Annotated in this window: 17 protein-coding genes; 8 read left to right on the forward strand and 9 right to left on the reverse strand. The window is 44.6% G+C overall.

Features of this window, described 5'->3' with window-relative positions; genetic code table 11:
* Positions 1-12 precede the first annotated feature (12 nt).
* Complete coding sequence (rsfS, locus tag BST85_RS01800; protein ID WP_104811697.1) at positions 13-384, reverse strand: ribosome silencing factor; 372 nt, start codon at positions 382-384, stop codon at positions 13-15.
* Between the two features lie 86 nt (positions 385-470).
* On the opposite strand from rsfS, the gene BST85_RS01805 reads away from it, so the two are divergent.
* A complete protein-coding gene (locus BST85_RS01805; protein ID WP_104811698.1) occupies positions 471-1,202 on the forward strand; it encodes a biotin--[acetyl-CoA-carboxylase] ligase in 732 nt (243 codons plus the stop codon).
* Here the strand turns inward: BST85_RS01805 and BST85_RS01810 are convergent, their stop codons facing one another.
* Both BST85_RS01810 and pyrE read right to left on the reverse strand, forming a co-directional pair.
* A complete protein-coding gene (locus tag BST85_RS01810; RefSeq protein ID WP_104811699.1) occupies positions 1,203-1,595 on the reverse strand; it encodes an orotate phosphoribosyltransferase in 393 nt (130 codons plus the stop codon).
* Positions 1,596-1,617: 22 nt separating this feature from the next.
* The gene (pyrE, locus tag BST85_RS01815) at positions 1,618-2,256 is read right to left on the reverse strand and encodes an orotate phosphoribosyltransferase (protein ID WP_104811700.1); all 639 of its coding nucleotides are present in this window, start codon (positions 2,254-2,256) and stop codon (positions 1,618-1,620) included.
* 7 nt (positions 2,257-2,263) lie between these two features.
* Here pyrE and BST85_RS01820 point away from each other — a divergent pair, with 7 nt between their 5' ends.
* The gene (locus tag BST85_RS01820) at positions 2,264-2,893 is read left to right on the forward strand and encodes an NUDIX hydrolase (RefSeq protein WP_104811701.1); all 630 of its coding nucleotides are present in this window, start codon (positions 2,264-2,266) and stop codon (positions 2,891-2,893) included.
* On the opposite strand, the gene BST85_RS01825 is transcribed toward BST85_RS01820, so the two are convergent.
* Positions 2,834-4,645 carry a M14 family metallopeptidase gene (locus tag BST85_RS01825; RefSeq protein ID WP_181039935.1) on the reverse strand — a complete coding sequence of 604 codons (1,812 nt, stop codon included), beginning with the start codon at positions 4,643-4,645 and terminating at the stop codon, positions 2,834-2,836. The two genes, BST85_RS01820 and BST85_RS01825, sit on opposite strands and share 60 nt — an antisense overlap.
* A gap of 108 nt (positions 4,646-4,753) precedes the next feature.
* Between BST85_RS01825 and BST85_RS01830 the strand changes: the two genes are divergently transcribed.
* Entirely contained in the window at positions 4,754-5,653 is a 900-nt protein-coding gene (locus BST85_RS01830) for a T9SS type A sorting domain-containing protein (protein ID WP_104811702.1), read from the forward strand.
* Positions 5,654-5,891: 238 nt separating this feature from the next.
* Positions 5,892-6,815 (forward strand): T9SS type A sorting domain-containing protein, encoded by a 924-nt coding sequence (locus tag BST85_RS01835; RefSeq protein ID WP_104811703.1) that lies wholly within the window; start codon positions 5,892-5,894, stop codon positions 6,813-6,815.
* Between the two features lie 107 nt (positions 6,816-6,922).
* Here BST85_RS01835 and rho read toward each other — a convergent pair whose 3' ends face one another.
* Positions 6,923-8,530 (reverse strand): transcription termination factor Rho, encoded by a 1,608-nt coding sequence (gene rho, locus BST85_RS01840; RefSeq protein ID WP_104811704.1) that lies wholly within the window; start codon positions 8,528-8,530, stop codon positions 6,923-6,925.
* Between the two features lie 207 nt (positions 8,531-8,737).
* Between rho and BST85_RS01845 the strand changes: the two genes are divergently transcribed.
* Entirely contained in the window at positions 8,738-9,148 is a 411-nt protein-coding gene (locus BST85_RS01845; RefSeq protein WP_104811705.1) for a DUF4293 domain-containing protein, read from the forward strand.
* A gap of 57 nt (positions 9,149-9,205) precedes the next feature.
* On the opposite strand, the gene BST85_RS01850 is transcribed toward BST85_RS01845, so the two are convergent.
* Positions 9,206-9,697, reverse strand: coding sequence for a metallophosphoesterase family protein (locus BST85_RS01850; protein WP_104813859.1), 492 nt, complete (start codon positions 9,695-9,697; stop codon positions 9,206-9,208).
* A 68-nt stretch (positions 9,698-9,765) separates the two neighbouring features.
* Here BST85_RS01850 and truA point away from each other — a divergent pair, with 68 nt between their 5' ends.
* Positions 9,766-10,512, forward strand: coding sequence for a tRNA pseudouridine(38-40) synthase TruA (gene truA / locus BST85_RS01855; RefSeq protein WP_104811706.1), 747 nt, complete (start codon positions 9,766-9,768; stop codon positions 10,510-10,512).
* Positions 10,512-12,278 (forward strand): ABC transporter ATP-binding protein, encoded by a 1,767-nt coding sequence (locus BST85_RS01860; RefSeq protein ID WP_104811707.1) that lies wholly within the window; start codon positions 10,512-10,514, stop codon positions 12,276-12,278. The genes truA and BST85_RS01860 overlap by 1 nt, the downstream gene beginning before the upstream one ends.
* Here BST85_RS01860 and BST85_RS01865 read toward each other — a convergent pair.
* The 3 genes from BST85_RS01865 to folP are packed head-to-tail and all read right to left on the reverse strand — an operon-like array spanning position 12,242 to position 14,726.
* Entirely contained in the window at positions 12,242-13,078 is an 837-nt protein-coding gene (locus tag BST85_RS01865; protein ID WP_104811708.1) for a DUF3667 domain-containing protein, read from the reverse strand. The genes BST85_RS01860 and BST85_RS01865 overlap by 37 nt on opposite strands.
* 2 nt (positions 13,079-13,080) lie before the next feature.
* Positions 13,081-13,857: a diadenylate cyclase gene (locus tag BST85_RS01870; protein WP_104811709.1), complete on the reverse strand. Its 777-nt coding sequence runs from the start codon at positions 13,855-13,857 to the stop codon at positions 13,081-13,083.
* A gap of 26 nt (positions 13,858-13,883) precedes the next feature.
* A complete protein-coding gene (folP, locus tag BST85_RS01875) occupies positions 13,884-14,726 on the reverse strand; it encodes a dihydropteroate synthase (RefSeq protein WP_104811710.1) in 843 nt (280 codons plus the stop codon).
* A 55-nt stretch (positions 14,727-14,781) separates the two neighbouring features.
* On the opposite strand from folP, the gene BST85_RS01880 reads away from it, so the two are divergent.
* Positions 14,782-15,324, forward strand: a complete 543-nt coding sequence (locus BST85_RS01880; RefSeq protein WP_104811711.1) for a DUF1599 domain-containing protein — start codon at positions 14,782-14,784, stop codon at positions 15,322-15,324.
* Positions 15,325-15,328: the final 4 nt, after the last annotated feature.

The following is a 15,328-nucleotide window of genomic DNA, read 5'->3' on the forward strand; positions in this document are numbered from 1 at the left end:
GCTAATTATCGTTTAATAAGTGGTTTCAATCTTCACAGTACGGGCATCACCCCACAATCCTTCAATGTCGTAAAATTCGCGAATGTGCTTCTGAAACACATGTACCACAATGTGAACATAATCCATCAGTATCCATTCGGCATTATCACTGCCTTCTATATGCCAGGGTTTTTCCTGGAGGGTTTTACTGACGTGTTTTTGAACAGAGTTGACTATGGCGTTAACCTGTGTATTGGAAGTACCGTTGCAGATGATAAAATAGTCACAAACCGTATTTTCAATCTCTCTCAGGTCTAAAATCTCGATATCCAATCCTTTAACCTCCTCTATTCCCTTAATTATTTCCGCGATCAGTTGGTCTGTAGCTATTTCTTTTTTCGACATTAAAGTTTTTTATTTACACAAAGTTATCACTTTTTTGATGCATGGTCTTTTGGACCTTCACAACATTAACAGAATCTTAATTCCATTTGAATTTAATCAAACTTGATGCCACGGCATCCACCAATACCTATCTGAAACAGATGTTGTCAGAGACTCAGTTGGTGGACGAGACCGTACTTTGGACCGAAAGACAGATTAATGGCAGGGGGCAACAGGGAGCCAAATGGGATTCTCAACCGGGCTTAAGCCTTACGTTTAGCTTGTTTAGGAGATTTTCATCCTTCCCTGCTAGGCATCCTTTTTACCTGAATTTGGCCATCAGTCTAGGCGTGAAATATGCCTTGGAAGAATTGGGTGTCAGTCAGGTGAGCATCAAATGGCCGAACGACATTCTGTCATACTCCAAGAAATTGTGTGGAATATTGGTGGAGAATCAGATTGAAAAAGACCGTTTGGCCTCCTCTGTGATCGGGATAGGCCTGAATGTGAACGAGACCGATCTTAACGATTTACCGCATGCCACCTCCATGCGTCTTTCCGCAGGCCTTGTATTTAAACGGGAGGAGGTGATCCAAGTTGTCGCAACTACGGTTTTCCAAAAGATAAGACAGCTTAACCGGGACAGTTTAGATCAAATGAAGCAGGACTATCAGAATAGTTTGTTCAGAAAGGGAGTAGTTTCCACTTTTTCCAACAGGGACGGAAAGATCTTTTCTGGGATCATTCAGGGGGTTACCGAAGAAGGACTATTATCGGTTTTGGACGAGTCCGATGAAATGAAATCCTACCAGCCAAAGCAGATCAGATTACGCTACTGATCACAGTTTGGAAATGTTGCCGATTAGCGTTTCGAGAAAGGAGTTGATCGGGCCCTTGATCATCATGCTCATCATAGGGTTGAAATCTCCACTAAAGGTCAGCATGGCCTTACAGGAATTGTCATCTATTCTGTCGAAATCACCCACCAGGTTGAAGGGGATCTTATCGCTGATAGCTCCTAACGCAACCTGATCAGGTTTGTTGACCGATTTTACCTCCAGGCCGATCTCCGGCATTCCTTTTAGTGCAAAGACAAAGGACTGATCTCCAATTACCTCGAATTTGCTGATGGATTCGGGCATCAGGGATTCAAAATTCTTGACATCCGATAACCAGTCGCACAATTCGTCCGCAGACTTGGATACCTCTACTTGTTTACTTGTTAATTCCATAAGTGGTCAATATGATTTGGGATCAACCCCAATTGGCAGGATCCAGTCTCCAGCTGCTCAAGGTTTCGGCTTCCTGAGCAGAAATATAGTTGGATTGACTGGCCTGTTCGATGAGGTTATCGTAATTGCTCAGTGTGTGCAGGTCGACCCCGGCTTTCTCAAAATTGGTTTCTGACAGTTCAAAACCGTAGGTGAAGATAGCTAGCATTCCTTTGACTTGGGCTCCCGCTTCCCTCAGGGCATCCACAGCTTGTAAACTGCTTTTTCCGGTACTGATCAGGTCTTCCACCACAACCACCTTCTGATTAGGTGCTAAATGGCCTTCGATCTGATTCTGCCTACCGTGTTTCTTAGGTTCCGGCCTCACATAACAAAAAGGCAGGTTCAGGTAATCCGCCACTAACATGCCAATTCCTATTGCTCCGGTTGCGACCCCTGCAATGGCATCTGGCTTCCCGTAGATCTCTTCGATCTGGTTAGCCATCTGCTCACGCAAGTAATTGCGGATCATCGGATACGATAGGGTTATTCGATTGTCACAGTAGATGGGAGATTTCCAACCGGAGGCCCAGGTGAAGGGTTTTTGTGGTTGCAATTTTATTGCCTTAATTTGCAGCAACAATTCGGCGGTTTTCTGGGCCGTTTCTTTGTTTAGAACCATACTGCAAATGTATAAAGTTTTCGTCAAAGACATTCCTATTATTCTGTCTACAGAGAAGAATATCGGGAAGCAGTATACGGCCATTCCACTCAGGCTTGCCCGCTTCAAGAAATTGATCAAAAAGATCAATAACGGAGAATTGATCTACGTCAATCTATACCACAAGAATGAAGAGGCCATCGAAAAATTCCTTCGCAAGAAATTACCATTTGTGAAAGCGGCAGGAGGATTGGTTTTTAATGCCAAAAGAGAGATCCTCTTTATCTATAGGAACGACAGATGGGACCTTCCCAAGGGGCATACCAAGGACAAAGAAAGTTACGAGCTTGCTGCAATGCGAGAAGTGGAGGAGGAGACAGGCGTAAAAGAACTGGAGGTCAGAAAGTTCATCGGCAAGACCTATCATGTCTTTAAACGCAAAGGTAAATTTAAACTCAAAGCGACCTATTGGTATGAAATGACCACCAAGTATGATGGTCCTCTGATCCCACAGGAAGAAGAAGGAATTCAAAAGGTACGTTGGAAAAACTTCGAACAATCCCAAAAGGCTCTCAAGGACTCCTATGAGAACATCAAATTACTCTTCCCCGGTGAGTACCTCACTACCCACCCGAACGATCGGGTATCTCAAGTGTGATTTTTCGTAATAAGGAGATCGTTTATGGATCCAGTCCAACTGGGCATACCAATTGGATGCAAAACGCTCATCGGAGGCTTTCTTCGCTTCAAATTCCGTTTTGATCTCCGGATTATCCGCTAAAAATTGTGCTGCCAGATCTTCCCAAACATAGGGTGAGAATCCTTCTTTTTGTTGCAGGATGGCATCGAACATATTCCAATTGAAGAATGAATCCGGCGCTTCAGGTTCCAGGGTTTCAAGTATGTAACGTATACCAGATTGATCTGTATTGACCAGGTAATCTCCACGTTTTAGCTGGATTTGCTCAGTCGAGGTTTCCACCTTTGTTCCATAATGGGGATAATGTCCTTCATACGCCCTGCTTCTGGTCTGATAATCCGCAATCCGATAAACTTGGGCATTAACCGTCGTGTCACTATCCAGGAAACGAACACGAATACGGTTCAATCTCAGAAGCTCGACTACATTCCAATAGCCAGCAGGGATGGCATAGTATTGAGGAATTTGCACGGAATCAGTGGCCTTGTAGTGATCGTAATAGGTGACAGGGCGACTAAAGGGCTGGTCACGGTCGTACTTCAATCGTTGTTGCCCGGTTAAATCACTTTGGATGTAGGCTGCCTCATATCCTTTGAAATCCAGTTTTCTTGTTCGTGTACTATCTATGGCCCAGCTAACTGGGTACCAGTCTCCGGCTTGATACCTATCGCGAGCTTGAATTCTTAAGCTACGCAGGCTATCCTGCGTCTCGGAGGCAATATCGAGCATGGACCTCATCAGTTCGTAGGTCCCTTCTACCCGTTGTTTGTAAGGTTTGAGCATATGGGTTTCTACCATCATCCCAAAGGTGTTGAACAAGGTGGTATAGCCCGTAGAATAACGCGGGTAGTCCATAAACTGGCTGAAACCAGTTTCGGGGGTCCGGTTAAAGACATTGACATAGGGTGTGATTGACCAATCTGCCTTGGCCAGGGAATCTTCCAACGCAGGCATCAATTCCTGGTGTAAAAACTGTCCCACATCTCCACCTAATTTATTATGCTGGGTGAAAAGATGAGTAAGAACATACTGGTAGTCCGCACCATTGCTCACGTGGTTGTCGATAAAAATATCGGGTTTCACCGTGTGGAACAAATGAGCAAAAGCCCGCGCATTCCTGGAATCCGCTTTTATGAAATCCCTGTTCAAATCAAAGTTTCGCGCATTTCCCCTGAAACCGTATTCTTCGGGACCATTTTGATTGGTCCTGGAGTGGGAGTTCCGGTTAAGTGCTCCTCCAATATTGTACACCGGGATAACCGCAATGATCACATCTTCCGGAGGGGTCAGGGTCCCATCGGCCAGGTCTCTCATGAGTAACATACTGGCGTCTATCCCATCACTCTCGCCGGGGTGGATACCGTTATTGACCAAAACCACCAACTTGTCCCGATCGCTCCCGAATTCAGATTCAAAGCTACGATCCGTATTAAAAGTAACCAGGTGTAAGGGATGGCCGCTATCCGTTTCACGCATCTCGTAAATGGCTACAGTCTGATAGGCTTCGGCCAGGTCTTCGTAAAAATCGATCACCTCTTTATAGGTACTTGTTTGCGTTCCATTGGAATTTTCGAACGGCAGGGTGAAATCAAATTCTGAGGGGTCCGCACTTTTACCACATGCGGTCAAAATTAAGGTGATCAAGCCCATAATCAAGGTCTTTCTAAAGACTGTTTCTATGGATGGATAATTGGAGCTGAGATAGGTCATACGGCTGTTTAACTCTGTGCTTGTCAATCTATTAGGTTATGGTTCGTTCTAACGAAAATTTAACTATATTTGAGTTTACTAAAAACAAAGTAATCTAAAATTTTAATTATGAAGAAAATTACGCTTATGATTGGGGCGCTACTCGTTGGATCCATCGGATTCGCACAACAGTCCTTGACGACCAGTACCTCGACTAACCAAAATCAAATTGATACTGCCAATCGCGGTGGAGGCGGAGATGCTTGTACTTTCGATACCACAAGTTTCAGTACTTTCGAGAACGGTTGGGGAATTGCAGCTGCATTTATCGTTGCCGACGATTTCAACACGGGAGCCAACGATGTAACCATTCAAGAAACGTTAATTCACGTTATTTCTGGAACAGCCGGAGCAGGTGAAGACCTTGTATCCGTTGATTTCTTCGTATACGAAGATGCGGGTGGATTGCCGGGTACTGAAATTTCTGCCGAGTTTGGCCTGGTACCGACGTCTCAGGTTGATGCCGGTGATGCCTTTGGACGTGATGTTTGGGCAGTTACAATAGACCATGCTGATATTGAATTGACAGGACCAAACACGACCTATTGGATAGGAGTTTTAGCAGTAGCCTCAGGCGCTGATGGATTCTGGGAATTCCAGACTACGGATATTCTTGATAACCCAGTAGCTGGTTCTGGTGATGGAGGAGCAACTTGGGAGACTCTTTCATCCGATGGTGATACTCAGTCAGTTTATGCCATTACTGCAGATTGTACTGTACTGGGTAACCCAGAGGCCTTCTTAGAGCAAATCTCTATTTTCCCTAACCCAGCAACTGACATCCTAAATGTTAGAACTCCTGCTAGTGTAGAGATCAACAACGCTGTTATTTATGATGTACTTGGAAAAGCTTCTAGCGTACAAGTTGTAAATGGACAGATCAATGTTTCTAACCTGAGCAGAGGTGTTTACATCCTGAATCTGGATACCAACATGGGAACTCTTACCGAGAAGATCGTTAAGCAATAATTACAAGCTGACAATTTTTAAAGGCTGCCAGTGGCAGCCTTTTTTTTATCAAATTCAGACTTTCTGAGGAATTTGATTGATGAATTTTAATATTGATCCTGGTGTACAATTTTGAGTTTTTAGAGGTATTGAGATTAATATTAAAAATCGCTATTTTTTGTTGAGGTGATAAATTATGATATATTGTATCAATATAACCATGAATGTCAAATAATTTAAAACAACTTAAGATCAAATTATGAAAAAAATTACCTTGTTTTTGTTTGCCTTGGGCTCGTTTGCGTATGCTCAGCAAACACAAAGTTATATCGAAATTCAGTCTACGAATTCCGATGAATCCAGCACAACACCGAGTGAAGCCATAATTAATTTTCAGAATAGAGGTGGAGGGGCATTAGAAACCTTTACGACGGATGATGACTTTGATGCAGCCGTTGCGGCCAATTGTACCGGAACCTTGGTCGACGAGAATTTTGAAGGAGGTCCTGTAGCTATTGAAGTCTGTGGGACCGTTGTAAGTTCAGAAGTCGGATGCCTGGCTGGAGAGATAGAGGAAGGCTTTTCAGTAGAAGCTTCTTTTGGAACTGATGTTATTTATATTCCGGCAGGTGCCATTGGTAATACAGATCCTTTGGTTGGAGCCTCTACTTTTGCCGAATTCACTATTGTGAATTTCAACCCAGAGGTCTATGCGGTTTCAATGGACGTTTGGGAAAACAATGACCCTAATACGGATTTTCGTGTATTTACAACGGGCGATGTGTTGATAGGATCTTTCACAGCAAATACTCCCATTAATTCTCAAACCTTTGTGGGTATTGTTTCTTCTCAGCCAATTACCAAAATTGAAATGGAAGGACAAAATGGAAGCGGTGAACTCCTGGGTAACCTTGAGTTTGGAGGAGATTGTGCTTTGAGCACTAATGAAAGCCAACTGGCTGAAATCTCCATTTTCCCTAACCCGGCTACCGACGTTCTTAATGTTAGAACTCCAGCTAGTGTAGAGATCAACAACGCAGTTATCTATGATGTCCTTGGAAAAGCTTCCAATGTACAAGTAGTAAACGGACAGATCAATGTATCAAACCTGAGTAGAGGAGTTTATATTCTAAACTTAAATACTACTGCCGGTACTCTTACTGAAAAGATCGTTAAGCAATAAGTATTGCTAACAACAATTGTAAAAGGCTGCCTCGGCAGCCTTTTTTATTGGATAAGAAAAACCCGGTATTGTTTACCGGGGTTCTCTTTTTTATTTGTTACTGATCGTTATCCGTTCATGGAGATCAGGAACTCTTCGTTGTTTCGGGTTTGTCTGAAGCGATCATTGATGAATTCCATGGCTTCTACCGGATTCATGTCCGCCAGGTATTTACGCATCACCCACATCCGTTGAATGACCTTCTCATCTAACAAGAGATCATCTCTACGGGTGGAGGAGGAGGTAAGATCGATAGCCGGGAAGATTCTTCGGTTGGAGATCTTTCTATCCAGTTGCAGCTCCATATTACCAGTTCCTTTGAATTCCTCGAAGATCACTTCGTCCATCTTAGAACCAGTCTCTGTCAGAGCCGTTGCGATAATACTGAGCGACCCACCGTTTTCGATGTTTCGGGCAGCACCGAAGAAACGCTTCGGTTTGTGCAAGGCGTTCGCATCAACTCCACCGGAAAGGATCTTACCACTGGCAGGTTGTACGGTGTTGTATGCCCTCGCCAATCGGGTAATGGAATCCAGTAGGATAACTACATCGTGACCACATTCCACCAATCGTTTCGCTTTTTCAATAACGATGTTGGCTACACGGACGTGTTCCGAAGCCTCCTTGTCGAAGGTTGAGGCTACTACCTCACCACTCACATTGCGTTGCATATCGGTAACCTCTTCCGGGCGTTCGTCTATCAGCAAGATGATCTGATATACCTCCGGGTGGTTGGCCGCAATAGCATTGGCAATGTCCTTAAGTAGCATGGTCTTACCCGTCTTTGGTTGGGCAACGATCATTCCACGCTGTCCTTTCCCGATCGGTGCGAAAAGATCGATAATACGGGACGATATGGTGCTCTGGCGTTCAGCCAGGTTGAATTTTTCATCTGGGAACAGTGGGGTAAGGTGTTCGAAAGAAACCCGATCCCTGACCACATTAGGACTAAGCCCATTGATCTTACTCACTTTAATGAGCGGGAAATACTTTTCACCCTCTTTAGGTGGCCTGACTTCTCCTAAGACGGTATCCCCGGTCTTTAGACCAAATAGCCTGATCTGAGATTGGGATACATAAATATCGTCTGGTGAGGAGAGGTAGTTATAATCGCTGGAGCGCAGGAAACCGTAACCGTCCTGCATGATGTCCAATACCCCTTCACTTTCGATAATTCCGTCAAACTCGTAATCCGGTTCTTTATACCGATTCCGGTTGTCTTTATTACCGTTTTTCTGCTGATTGGGTTGGTTCTTTTGACCTTTGTGGTCTTTGTGTTGTTTTCCACCCCGTCCTTGACCTTGCTGCTGTGGCTGCTTTTGGTCTTTCTTGCCTCGACGGTCATCCTGACGTTTGTCTTGACGTTTGTCCTGACCGTCTCCTTCTTTTTGCTGGGGTTTGTTCTGTTGTCTTTTATCCTGACGTTTAGGCTTGGATTGGTTTTCTTGCTTAGGAGTTCCGTTTTGGGACGCCTCAGCTGCAACTGGGGCCTTGGCAGGTGCTGGTTCTTTTTGAGCCACGGCTTTTACAGCATCGGGATTGCTAGCCTGGTGGTCCAGGATCTTATAGACAAGATCCAACTTTTTAAGGCTTCGGAATTTGGGAACTCCGAGCGTTTTGGCAAGTTCCTGCAATTCAGGAAGCTTCTTTGCCTTTAAATCTGCAATTTCTAACATGTATTATTGATGAATTGACTTATAAAAATTTCAAAAATCCTTTGAGAAAGGAGAAATTCGGTAGAAAAAAAATTATGCTGAAGAATAAGTAACCGCAGTTGAGAGGGTTACGAACTGTCATGCAAGTATACGACAATATTTTGATATGCTCCTTTATTATAATTAAAAAGAAGCGCTATTTTTGCATTCCTCAGAAGACGAATATCTATGTTCCAGCGGATTCAGACCTTGTATACGATCATTTCCCTGATTTTCACTTTAGGGCTGTATCTTTGGTTTCCGGAGATGTCTGATGAGGAGGGAACTGTAGTTCTAAACAAGAATCAACCATTGATCTTGGGCCTGTTGGCAGGCTCTGCAGTGCTTCATGTTCTTGCACTTATGAATTTTAAGAAGCGTCAGAGGCAATTTGTCCTCAATCGCTTGACTATCATATTGAACTTTGTATTACTGGGAGTTTTCGTATATCGGTCCCTAACTTTATCCGGAGAGAGTTTGCTCTCGATGAAGGGTATTGGGGTTCTTTTTCCCGCCATTTCTATCGTTTTACTAGCGATGGCCAACAAGGCCATCAAGCGGGATGAGGATCTTGTAAAATCTGTGGATAGAATACGGTAAACGACGTCTTAGTATATTAGTGCGAACCCTTGGAAAATGCCATTTCCAGGGGTTTTTTTATCGCTTGTATTCGATGACCTCCAGGTCGGAGATATTGCCTTTTGAGAGCCTGAACCTAAGCATGGTCCGTGCGGGATGGAAACCATGCTTACCAACTGCTCCCGGGTTCATGTGAAGCAGGTCTAAGTTGTTGTCACGGATGACCTTGAGGATGTGGGAGTGTCCCGTAATAAAAAGCTTGGGTGGTTCTTGGATGATCTCCCCTTTCACACGTGCGGTATAACGACCGGGATATCCACCTATATGAGTGATCCAGACCGTGACCCCTTCCAATTCAAAACGCTGGTTTAGGGGGAACTCCTGCCGGATTGTGGCATTATCGATATTACCATATACGGCTCGTAATACCGCCACTTCTTTGATCCTGTCTGTTACGGAAATATCCCCAATGTCACCTGCATGCCATACCTCGTCCACTTTTTTACAGTGCTCCAGTATGGCTTCGTCCAGATAGCTATGGGTGTCACTTAATAGAAGTATACGCTTCACGGGCTCTGATTGATGGTCCGAATTAGGTGGCGGATGTGTATCTTTACCGGGCCAAAAATAAGCCAAACTTGCGATATTTCCTGGACATAGCGTACAAAGGTAAACACTATCACGGCTGGCAGATCCAGCCCAACGCTATCAGTGTGCAACAGGTATTGGAGAATGCTTTGAGTACACTACTCAGAGAGAAAATTCAGGTTACTGGAGCCGGCAGGACAGATACCGGGGTACATGCCAAACAACTGATCGTGCATTTTGATATAGAGACTCTAGACGATCTAATTGCTTTCCAACACAGATTGAATTCCTTCCTTCCTTCGGATATAGCCATTAACGATATAAAAGCAGTTCAAAAGGAAGCGCATGCCCGGTTCGATGCGGTAGAGCGCGAGTATGAATACTTGTTGATTACACAGAAGAATCCTTTCTTATCTGATTCGGCTTTTCTTCTGAATCGAACCCCGGATTTTGACAAAATGAACCAGGCGGCAGCCTTATTATTGGACCATCAGGATTTTCAATGTTTTTCCCGCAGTGGTTCGGATGTTAAGACGTATCATTGTGATGTCCGGAAAGCTCGATGGGAGAAACGGGGAGATGCGTGGGTCTTTACGATAGCAGCAGACCGATTTTTGAGAAATATGGTCAGAGCCGTTGTAGGGACCTTACTTGAAGTAGGTCTTGGAAAAATGGACATGGACCAATTCAGACAGGTCTTACTCAGTAAAGATAGGAGTAAGGCAGGTGCTTCGGCCCCTGCTCATGGGCTTTACCTGGTCCATGTGAATTATCCGGAAAATATATATTTGGACTAATGGCCGAATCCAGCGGAAAAGCATTCGATTTTAAACTCTTCAAAAGGCTACTTGCGTTTACCAAGCCCTACAAGATGGTATTCTATTTTGTAGCCTTGGCGGCTATTGCTATGTCTGCCTTAGGTGTGTTGAGGCCGATCTTGTTACAGATGGCCATAGACACGGCTATACTTCCAAAAGATTACGATGGCTTGGTATTTTATATCGCCGCCATGTTTGGGGTGTTGTTCTTAGAGGTCATCTTCCAATTTGCCTTTATCTTCTATACCAATTGGCTGGGCCAGCACGTGATCCGGGACATTAGGGTCAAATTATTCGATCTGATGCTGGGCTTTAAGATGCAGTATTACGACAAGAATGCGGTTGGGCGATTGACCACCCGGGCAGTCAATGATATCGAGACCATTTCCAGCATCTTTAGTCAAGGGTTGTTTATGATCATCTCTGACCTTTTAAAGATGTTAGTGATCATGGGGATCATGCTCTATAAAAGTTGGCAATTATCGCTGATCGTCTTTACCATTCTGCCGATAATCATCTATGCTACACGCGTTTTTCAGCGAGCCATGAAAGGTGCTTTCGAAGAGGTCCGCAACCAGGTAGCCAATCTCAACTCCTTTGTTCAGGAACGCATCAGCGGGATGAAGATCGTTCAGTTGTTTACACGTGAGGACACGGAGTATGAGAATTTTGAACAGATCAATGCCCGTCACAGAAAGGGATGGATCAAAACGGTTTGGTACAACTCTATCTTTTTTCCCATCGCAGAAATGACCTCCAGCGTTGCCATAGGGATGGTGGTCTGGTATGGTGGTCTAAATGTAACTGCCTCCGGTACCATCACATTGGGGGTTATTGTTGCATTTATAGAGCTATCTCAGATGCTTTTCCGGCCACTCAGACAGATCGCCGATAAGTTCAACACCCTTCAAATGGGGATGGTAGCTACTAACCGGGTGTTTGGAATCCTTGATACTGAGGCTCATATCCCGGATGAAGGTCAAACCGAGTTGACCTCTACTCAGGGGGAGATCGTTTTTGACGATGTTCATTTTGGATATATCCCAGACGAAGAAGTGTTAAAGGGAATATCCTTCACGGCCAGTCCCGGGCAGACCATTGCCTTGGTTGGCGCAACGGGTGCCGGTAAATCGACCATTATCAATCTGTTATCCCGCTTTTACGAGATCAATTCTGGTGAGATCCGGGTAGATGGCAATTCTATTAAGGACTATACGATCAAGTCACTTCGAGATCACATCGCAATAGTTTTGCAGGATGTCTTCTTGTTTGCGGACACCATCTTACAAAACATCACTTTAGGGGACGAGGGCATCAGCCGGGAACAGGTGGAGGAAGCTGCCAAGGAAATTGGGGTTCACGAGTTTATAAGTTCTTTGCCGGATGGTTATTTGTACAATGTGAAAGAAAGAGGAACCATGCTCTCCTCAGGTCAGCGCCAGTTGATCGCCTTTCTGAGGGCCTACGTAAGTAATCCCTCGATCTTGATCCTGGACGAGGCTACATCCTCTGTAGATAGTCACAGTGAGGAGATGATACAAACAGCGACCGAGCGAATTACTCAAGGTCGCACATCCATTGTTATCGCCCACCGATTGGCAACCATCAAGAAAGCCGATTTGATCCTGGTAATGGAAGCAGGACAGATCGTGGAAAGAGGAACCCACAAAGAGCTATTGGCCAAAAAAGATGGGTACTACCGTAACCTTTACGAGGTCCAGTTCCTGGCCGAGGAAATTACATAGGATATCCCTCGCTTGGCACGTTCTGCCTCGATGATCTCATTGAAATCCCCATTTAATATCATAATGATACCGGCAATGATCACAAAGAAGATGTACAATGGGATCAACACCAAAAGGAACAATAAGATCTTGATCAACAATTGCCCGAAACTCAGATTAAACAGGCGCTTTAATACGTAGGAATAATAAACGATCTGCAGAGGCATTACCACGTAGGCTACAATAGGATATATTGTACCGCTCCAGACAGTTGCAAAAGAAAGTATGGTAGTTAATATAGAAGCCTCCGAATAGGTGTAGATATTCAGGACCAGGTGTTCGGTATAATTGTATTGTTTGTTTTTGTAAAAGACAATCCGGGAGATCAGGGCCAGAATGGGGATGCTCGCAAAAAATAAGAGCGATTGGTATTCAACGATTACCTCGCTGAACTCCATACTGGCTGCCAATTGGGTTTCGTCCGTATTAACTGCCGAAAAAACCTCTTTCATCAAATCGGGGAAGAATTTGTTCAAAACAAAATTGAACAAACCGGCAAAAGAAACAGCCAGGGTAAAATATCCTATAGGATTGACATAGCGTTTTCGGACACCTTTGATAAATCCATCGATCACTACTTCTGGCTTCTTGACCAGGTCCTTAAAAGTCTTGAGGAGTTTGTTGTCGTAGTTCAAGAATTCTTCTCCCAACTGTGACATCAGTCCTTTCGTCGTCAGCCGATTATGGATGACCCTTGCTCCGCACTTGTGGCAATATTTTTCCGTCGGATCTAAATGATATCCACAATTCTTACAATCCATGGTTAAAAACTTAAATCGGTCTCTAGTTTGTGTGCCAACTCTTCGGTGTCTTCATAAAGCACAAAATCTCCCTCTTTAATGTAGGAGATCTGTCCACTTTCTTCGGATACAACCAGGCAGACGGCATCTGTTTTTTCGGTGATTCCTATCGCGGCTCTATGACGTAATCCGAACCGTTGTGGGATCCTCTTTTCGTTCGAGACAGGCAGGATTACACGAGTTGCAGCGATCCAGTTGTCTTCTATAACCATGGCCCCGTCGTGCAGCGGGCTATTCTTGTAAAATATGCTTTCGATAATTGGCTGATTGACCTGGATCCGCATTTGATCCCCGGAATTCTTTACAAAATCCAAACTGTTGTTACGCCGGAACACGATCAAGGCTCCCAGGTGGTTACTGGCCATTCGATGACAGGCATTCAGTATGGCCTGAATGTCAGTGACGGCGATACTATCTTCTGAGATTAAACGGAATTGCTTGAGAAACTTACGTCTTGCCCTGAAATTGGTAGAACCCAACATCAGCAGGAATTTGCGGATCTCTTGCTGAAACACCACGATCAACGCGAACATTCCCACTCCTAGGAATCCTCCTAAAATGGTAGACAGCAACTCCATTTCCAGGAGTTCTGTTAACTTCCAAATGGCGTAAAGGATAACGATCCCAACAAAGATGTTGATAGCAACAGTTCCTTTGACAAGTTTGTACATGTAGTACAACAAAAAAGCCACCAGGACGATGTCAATAATGTCTATTACGCGGATATCGAGGAATTCCAAGGATTTGGGCTTTCGTCTAAATTAAGTTAAAAAATTCCATTTTCCCGCATATTTATTCTAGCCGTGAGTTTAATGCATTCCACAGCCTCCTTTACGTCGTGCACGCGGAGGATATTTGCGCCTTTCATCAGGCAGATAGTATGAAGCACCGTACTGCCGTTAAGGGCCCCTTCCGGTGAGGTGCCAATTACCTTATTGATCATGGATTTACGGGATAAACCTACAAGTACCGGAACCTTTAAAGAATTGAAGAGTTCCAACTCACTGAGCAGTTCATAATTCTGTTCTAGGGTCTTGGCAAATCCGAAACCCGGATCTGCAATGATATCATTGATGCCCAATTGACGAGCTTCAGCGATCTGCTTGGAAAAAAAGAACAGCACATCCCGCGTTACTTGCTGGTATTGGGTCAAGGACTGCATATTCCTTGGATTACCCCTGGAATGCATCATCACATAGGGGATTTGCAATTCAGCCACTGTTTGAAGCATCAATGGATCTGCTTGACCTCCGGAAATGTCATTGATCATGGCAGCGCCGGCTTCAACACAAACTCGTGCCACTTCTGCCCGAAAAGTATCCACCGAGATCAGGGCCTCAGGTATATTGTTTAGAATGGCCCGAATGGCCGGTAATACCCGTTCTAGTTCTTCGGTAGGGGGTACGTCATCGGCACCTGGTCGGCTACTGTAACCGCCCACGTCCAAAAAGGTCGCTCCTTCCTCTAACATGGTCCTGGCTTGGTGGAGGATGCTGTCTATGTCCAAGGTGGTCCCACCATCGTAGAACGAGTCCGGAGTAACGTTGATTATCCCCATTACCTTGGGGGTTTGCAGGTCGATTAACTGCCCTTTACAATTGATGGTCATCAATTTTTTAAATTGATTTATTTACGCGAAATTTACGCAAAATCCATTTGTTCTCATGTCCCACACCCTCGAGCAGTACGATGCCGTTATCGATGGATGCCGTTCCCTTTTTATCAAGAAAATGTCCGATTACGGAAGTGCCTGGAGAATTCTGCGTCTTCCGTCATTGACCGATCAGATCTTCATCAAGGCTCAGCGCATTCGAAGTCTCCAGCAACAGCAGGAGCGTAAGATCGATGAAGGAGAGCAGAGTGAATTCATAGGGATCGTAAACTATTCTGTCATGGCCCTGATCCAATTAGAATTAGGAGTGACGGAACAACCCGACCTTGATGTAGATGCAGCCATTGAACATTACGACAAGCACATTAGCCAGACCCGCCAATTAATGCTGGACAAGAATCACGATTACGGTGAGGCTTGGAGAGATATGCGCGTTAGTTCGCTGACCGATCTGATCCTTCAGAAAATTCTCCGGGTTAAGCAAATTGAGGATAACCAAGGCAAGACCTTGGTGAGCGAAGGCGTGGACGCTAATTACCAAGACATGATCAACTACTCGGTCTTTGCCATGATCCATCTAACCGAACAGGGATAGTATT

This window comes from Aureitalea marina, assembly GCF_002943755.1.
GTDB lineage: Bacteria > Bacteroidota > Bacteroidia > Flavobacteriales > Flavobacteriaceae > Aureitalea > Aureitalea marina.

Excerpts from the sequence above, each read along its gene's own strand:
- BST85_RS01830 (WP_104811702.1), top strand. The coding sequence starts at position 4,754 with ATGAAGAAAATTACGCTTATGATTGGGGCGCTACTCGTTGGATCCATC.
- BST85_RS01825 (WP_181039935.1), bottom strand. The coding sequence starts at position 4,645 with ATGACCTATCTCAGCTCCAATTATCCATCCATAGAAACAGTCTTTAGA.
- rho (WP_104811704.1), bottom strand. The coding sequence starts at position 8,530 with ATGTTAGAAATTGCAGATTTAAAGGCAAAGAAGCTTCCTGAATTGCAG.
- BST85_RS01820 (WP_104811701.1), top strand. The coding sequence starts at position 2,264 with ATGTATAAAGTTTTCGTCAAAGACATTCCTATTATTCTGTCTACAGAG.
- BST85_RS01835 (WP_104811703.1), top strand. The coding sequence starts at position 5,892 with ATGAAAAAAATTACCTTGTTTTTGTTTGCCTTGGGCTCGTTTGCGTAT.
- BST85_RS01860 (WP_104811707.1), top strand. The coding sequence starts at position 10,512 with ATGGCCGAATCCAGCGGAAAAGCATTCGATTTTAAACTCTTCAAAAGG.
- BST85_RS01865 (WP_104811708.1), bottom strand. The coding sequence starts at position 13,078 with ATGGATTGTAAGAATTGTGGATATCATTTAGATCCGACGGAAAAATAT.
- BST85_RS01845 (WP_104811705.1), top strand. The coding sequence starts at position 8,738 with ATGTTCCAGCGGATTCAGACCTTGTATACGATCATTTCCCTGATTTTC.
- rsfS (WP_104811697.1), bottom strand. The coding sequence starts at position 384 with ATGTCGAAAAAAGAAATAGCTACAGACCAACTGATCGCGGAAATAATT.
- pyrE (WP_104811700.1), bottom strand. The coding sequence starts at position 2,256 with ATGGTTCTAAACAAAGAAACGGCCCAGAAAACCGCCGAATTGTTGCTG.
- BST85_RS01810 (WP_104811699.1), bottom strand. The coding sequence starts at position 1,595 with ATGGAATTAACAAGTAAACAAGTAGAGGTATCCAAGTCTGCGGACGAA.
- folP (WP_104811710.1), bottom strand. The coding sequence starts at position 14,726 with ATGACCATCAATTGTAAAGGGCAGTTAATCGACCTGCAAACCCCCAAG.
- BST85_RS01880 (WP_104811711.1), top strand. The coding sequence starts at position 14,782 with ATGTCCCACACCCTCGAGCAGTACGATGCCGTTATCGATGGATGCCGT.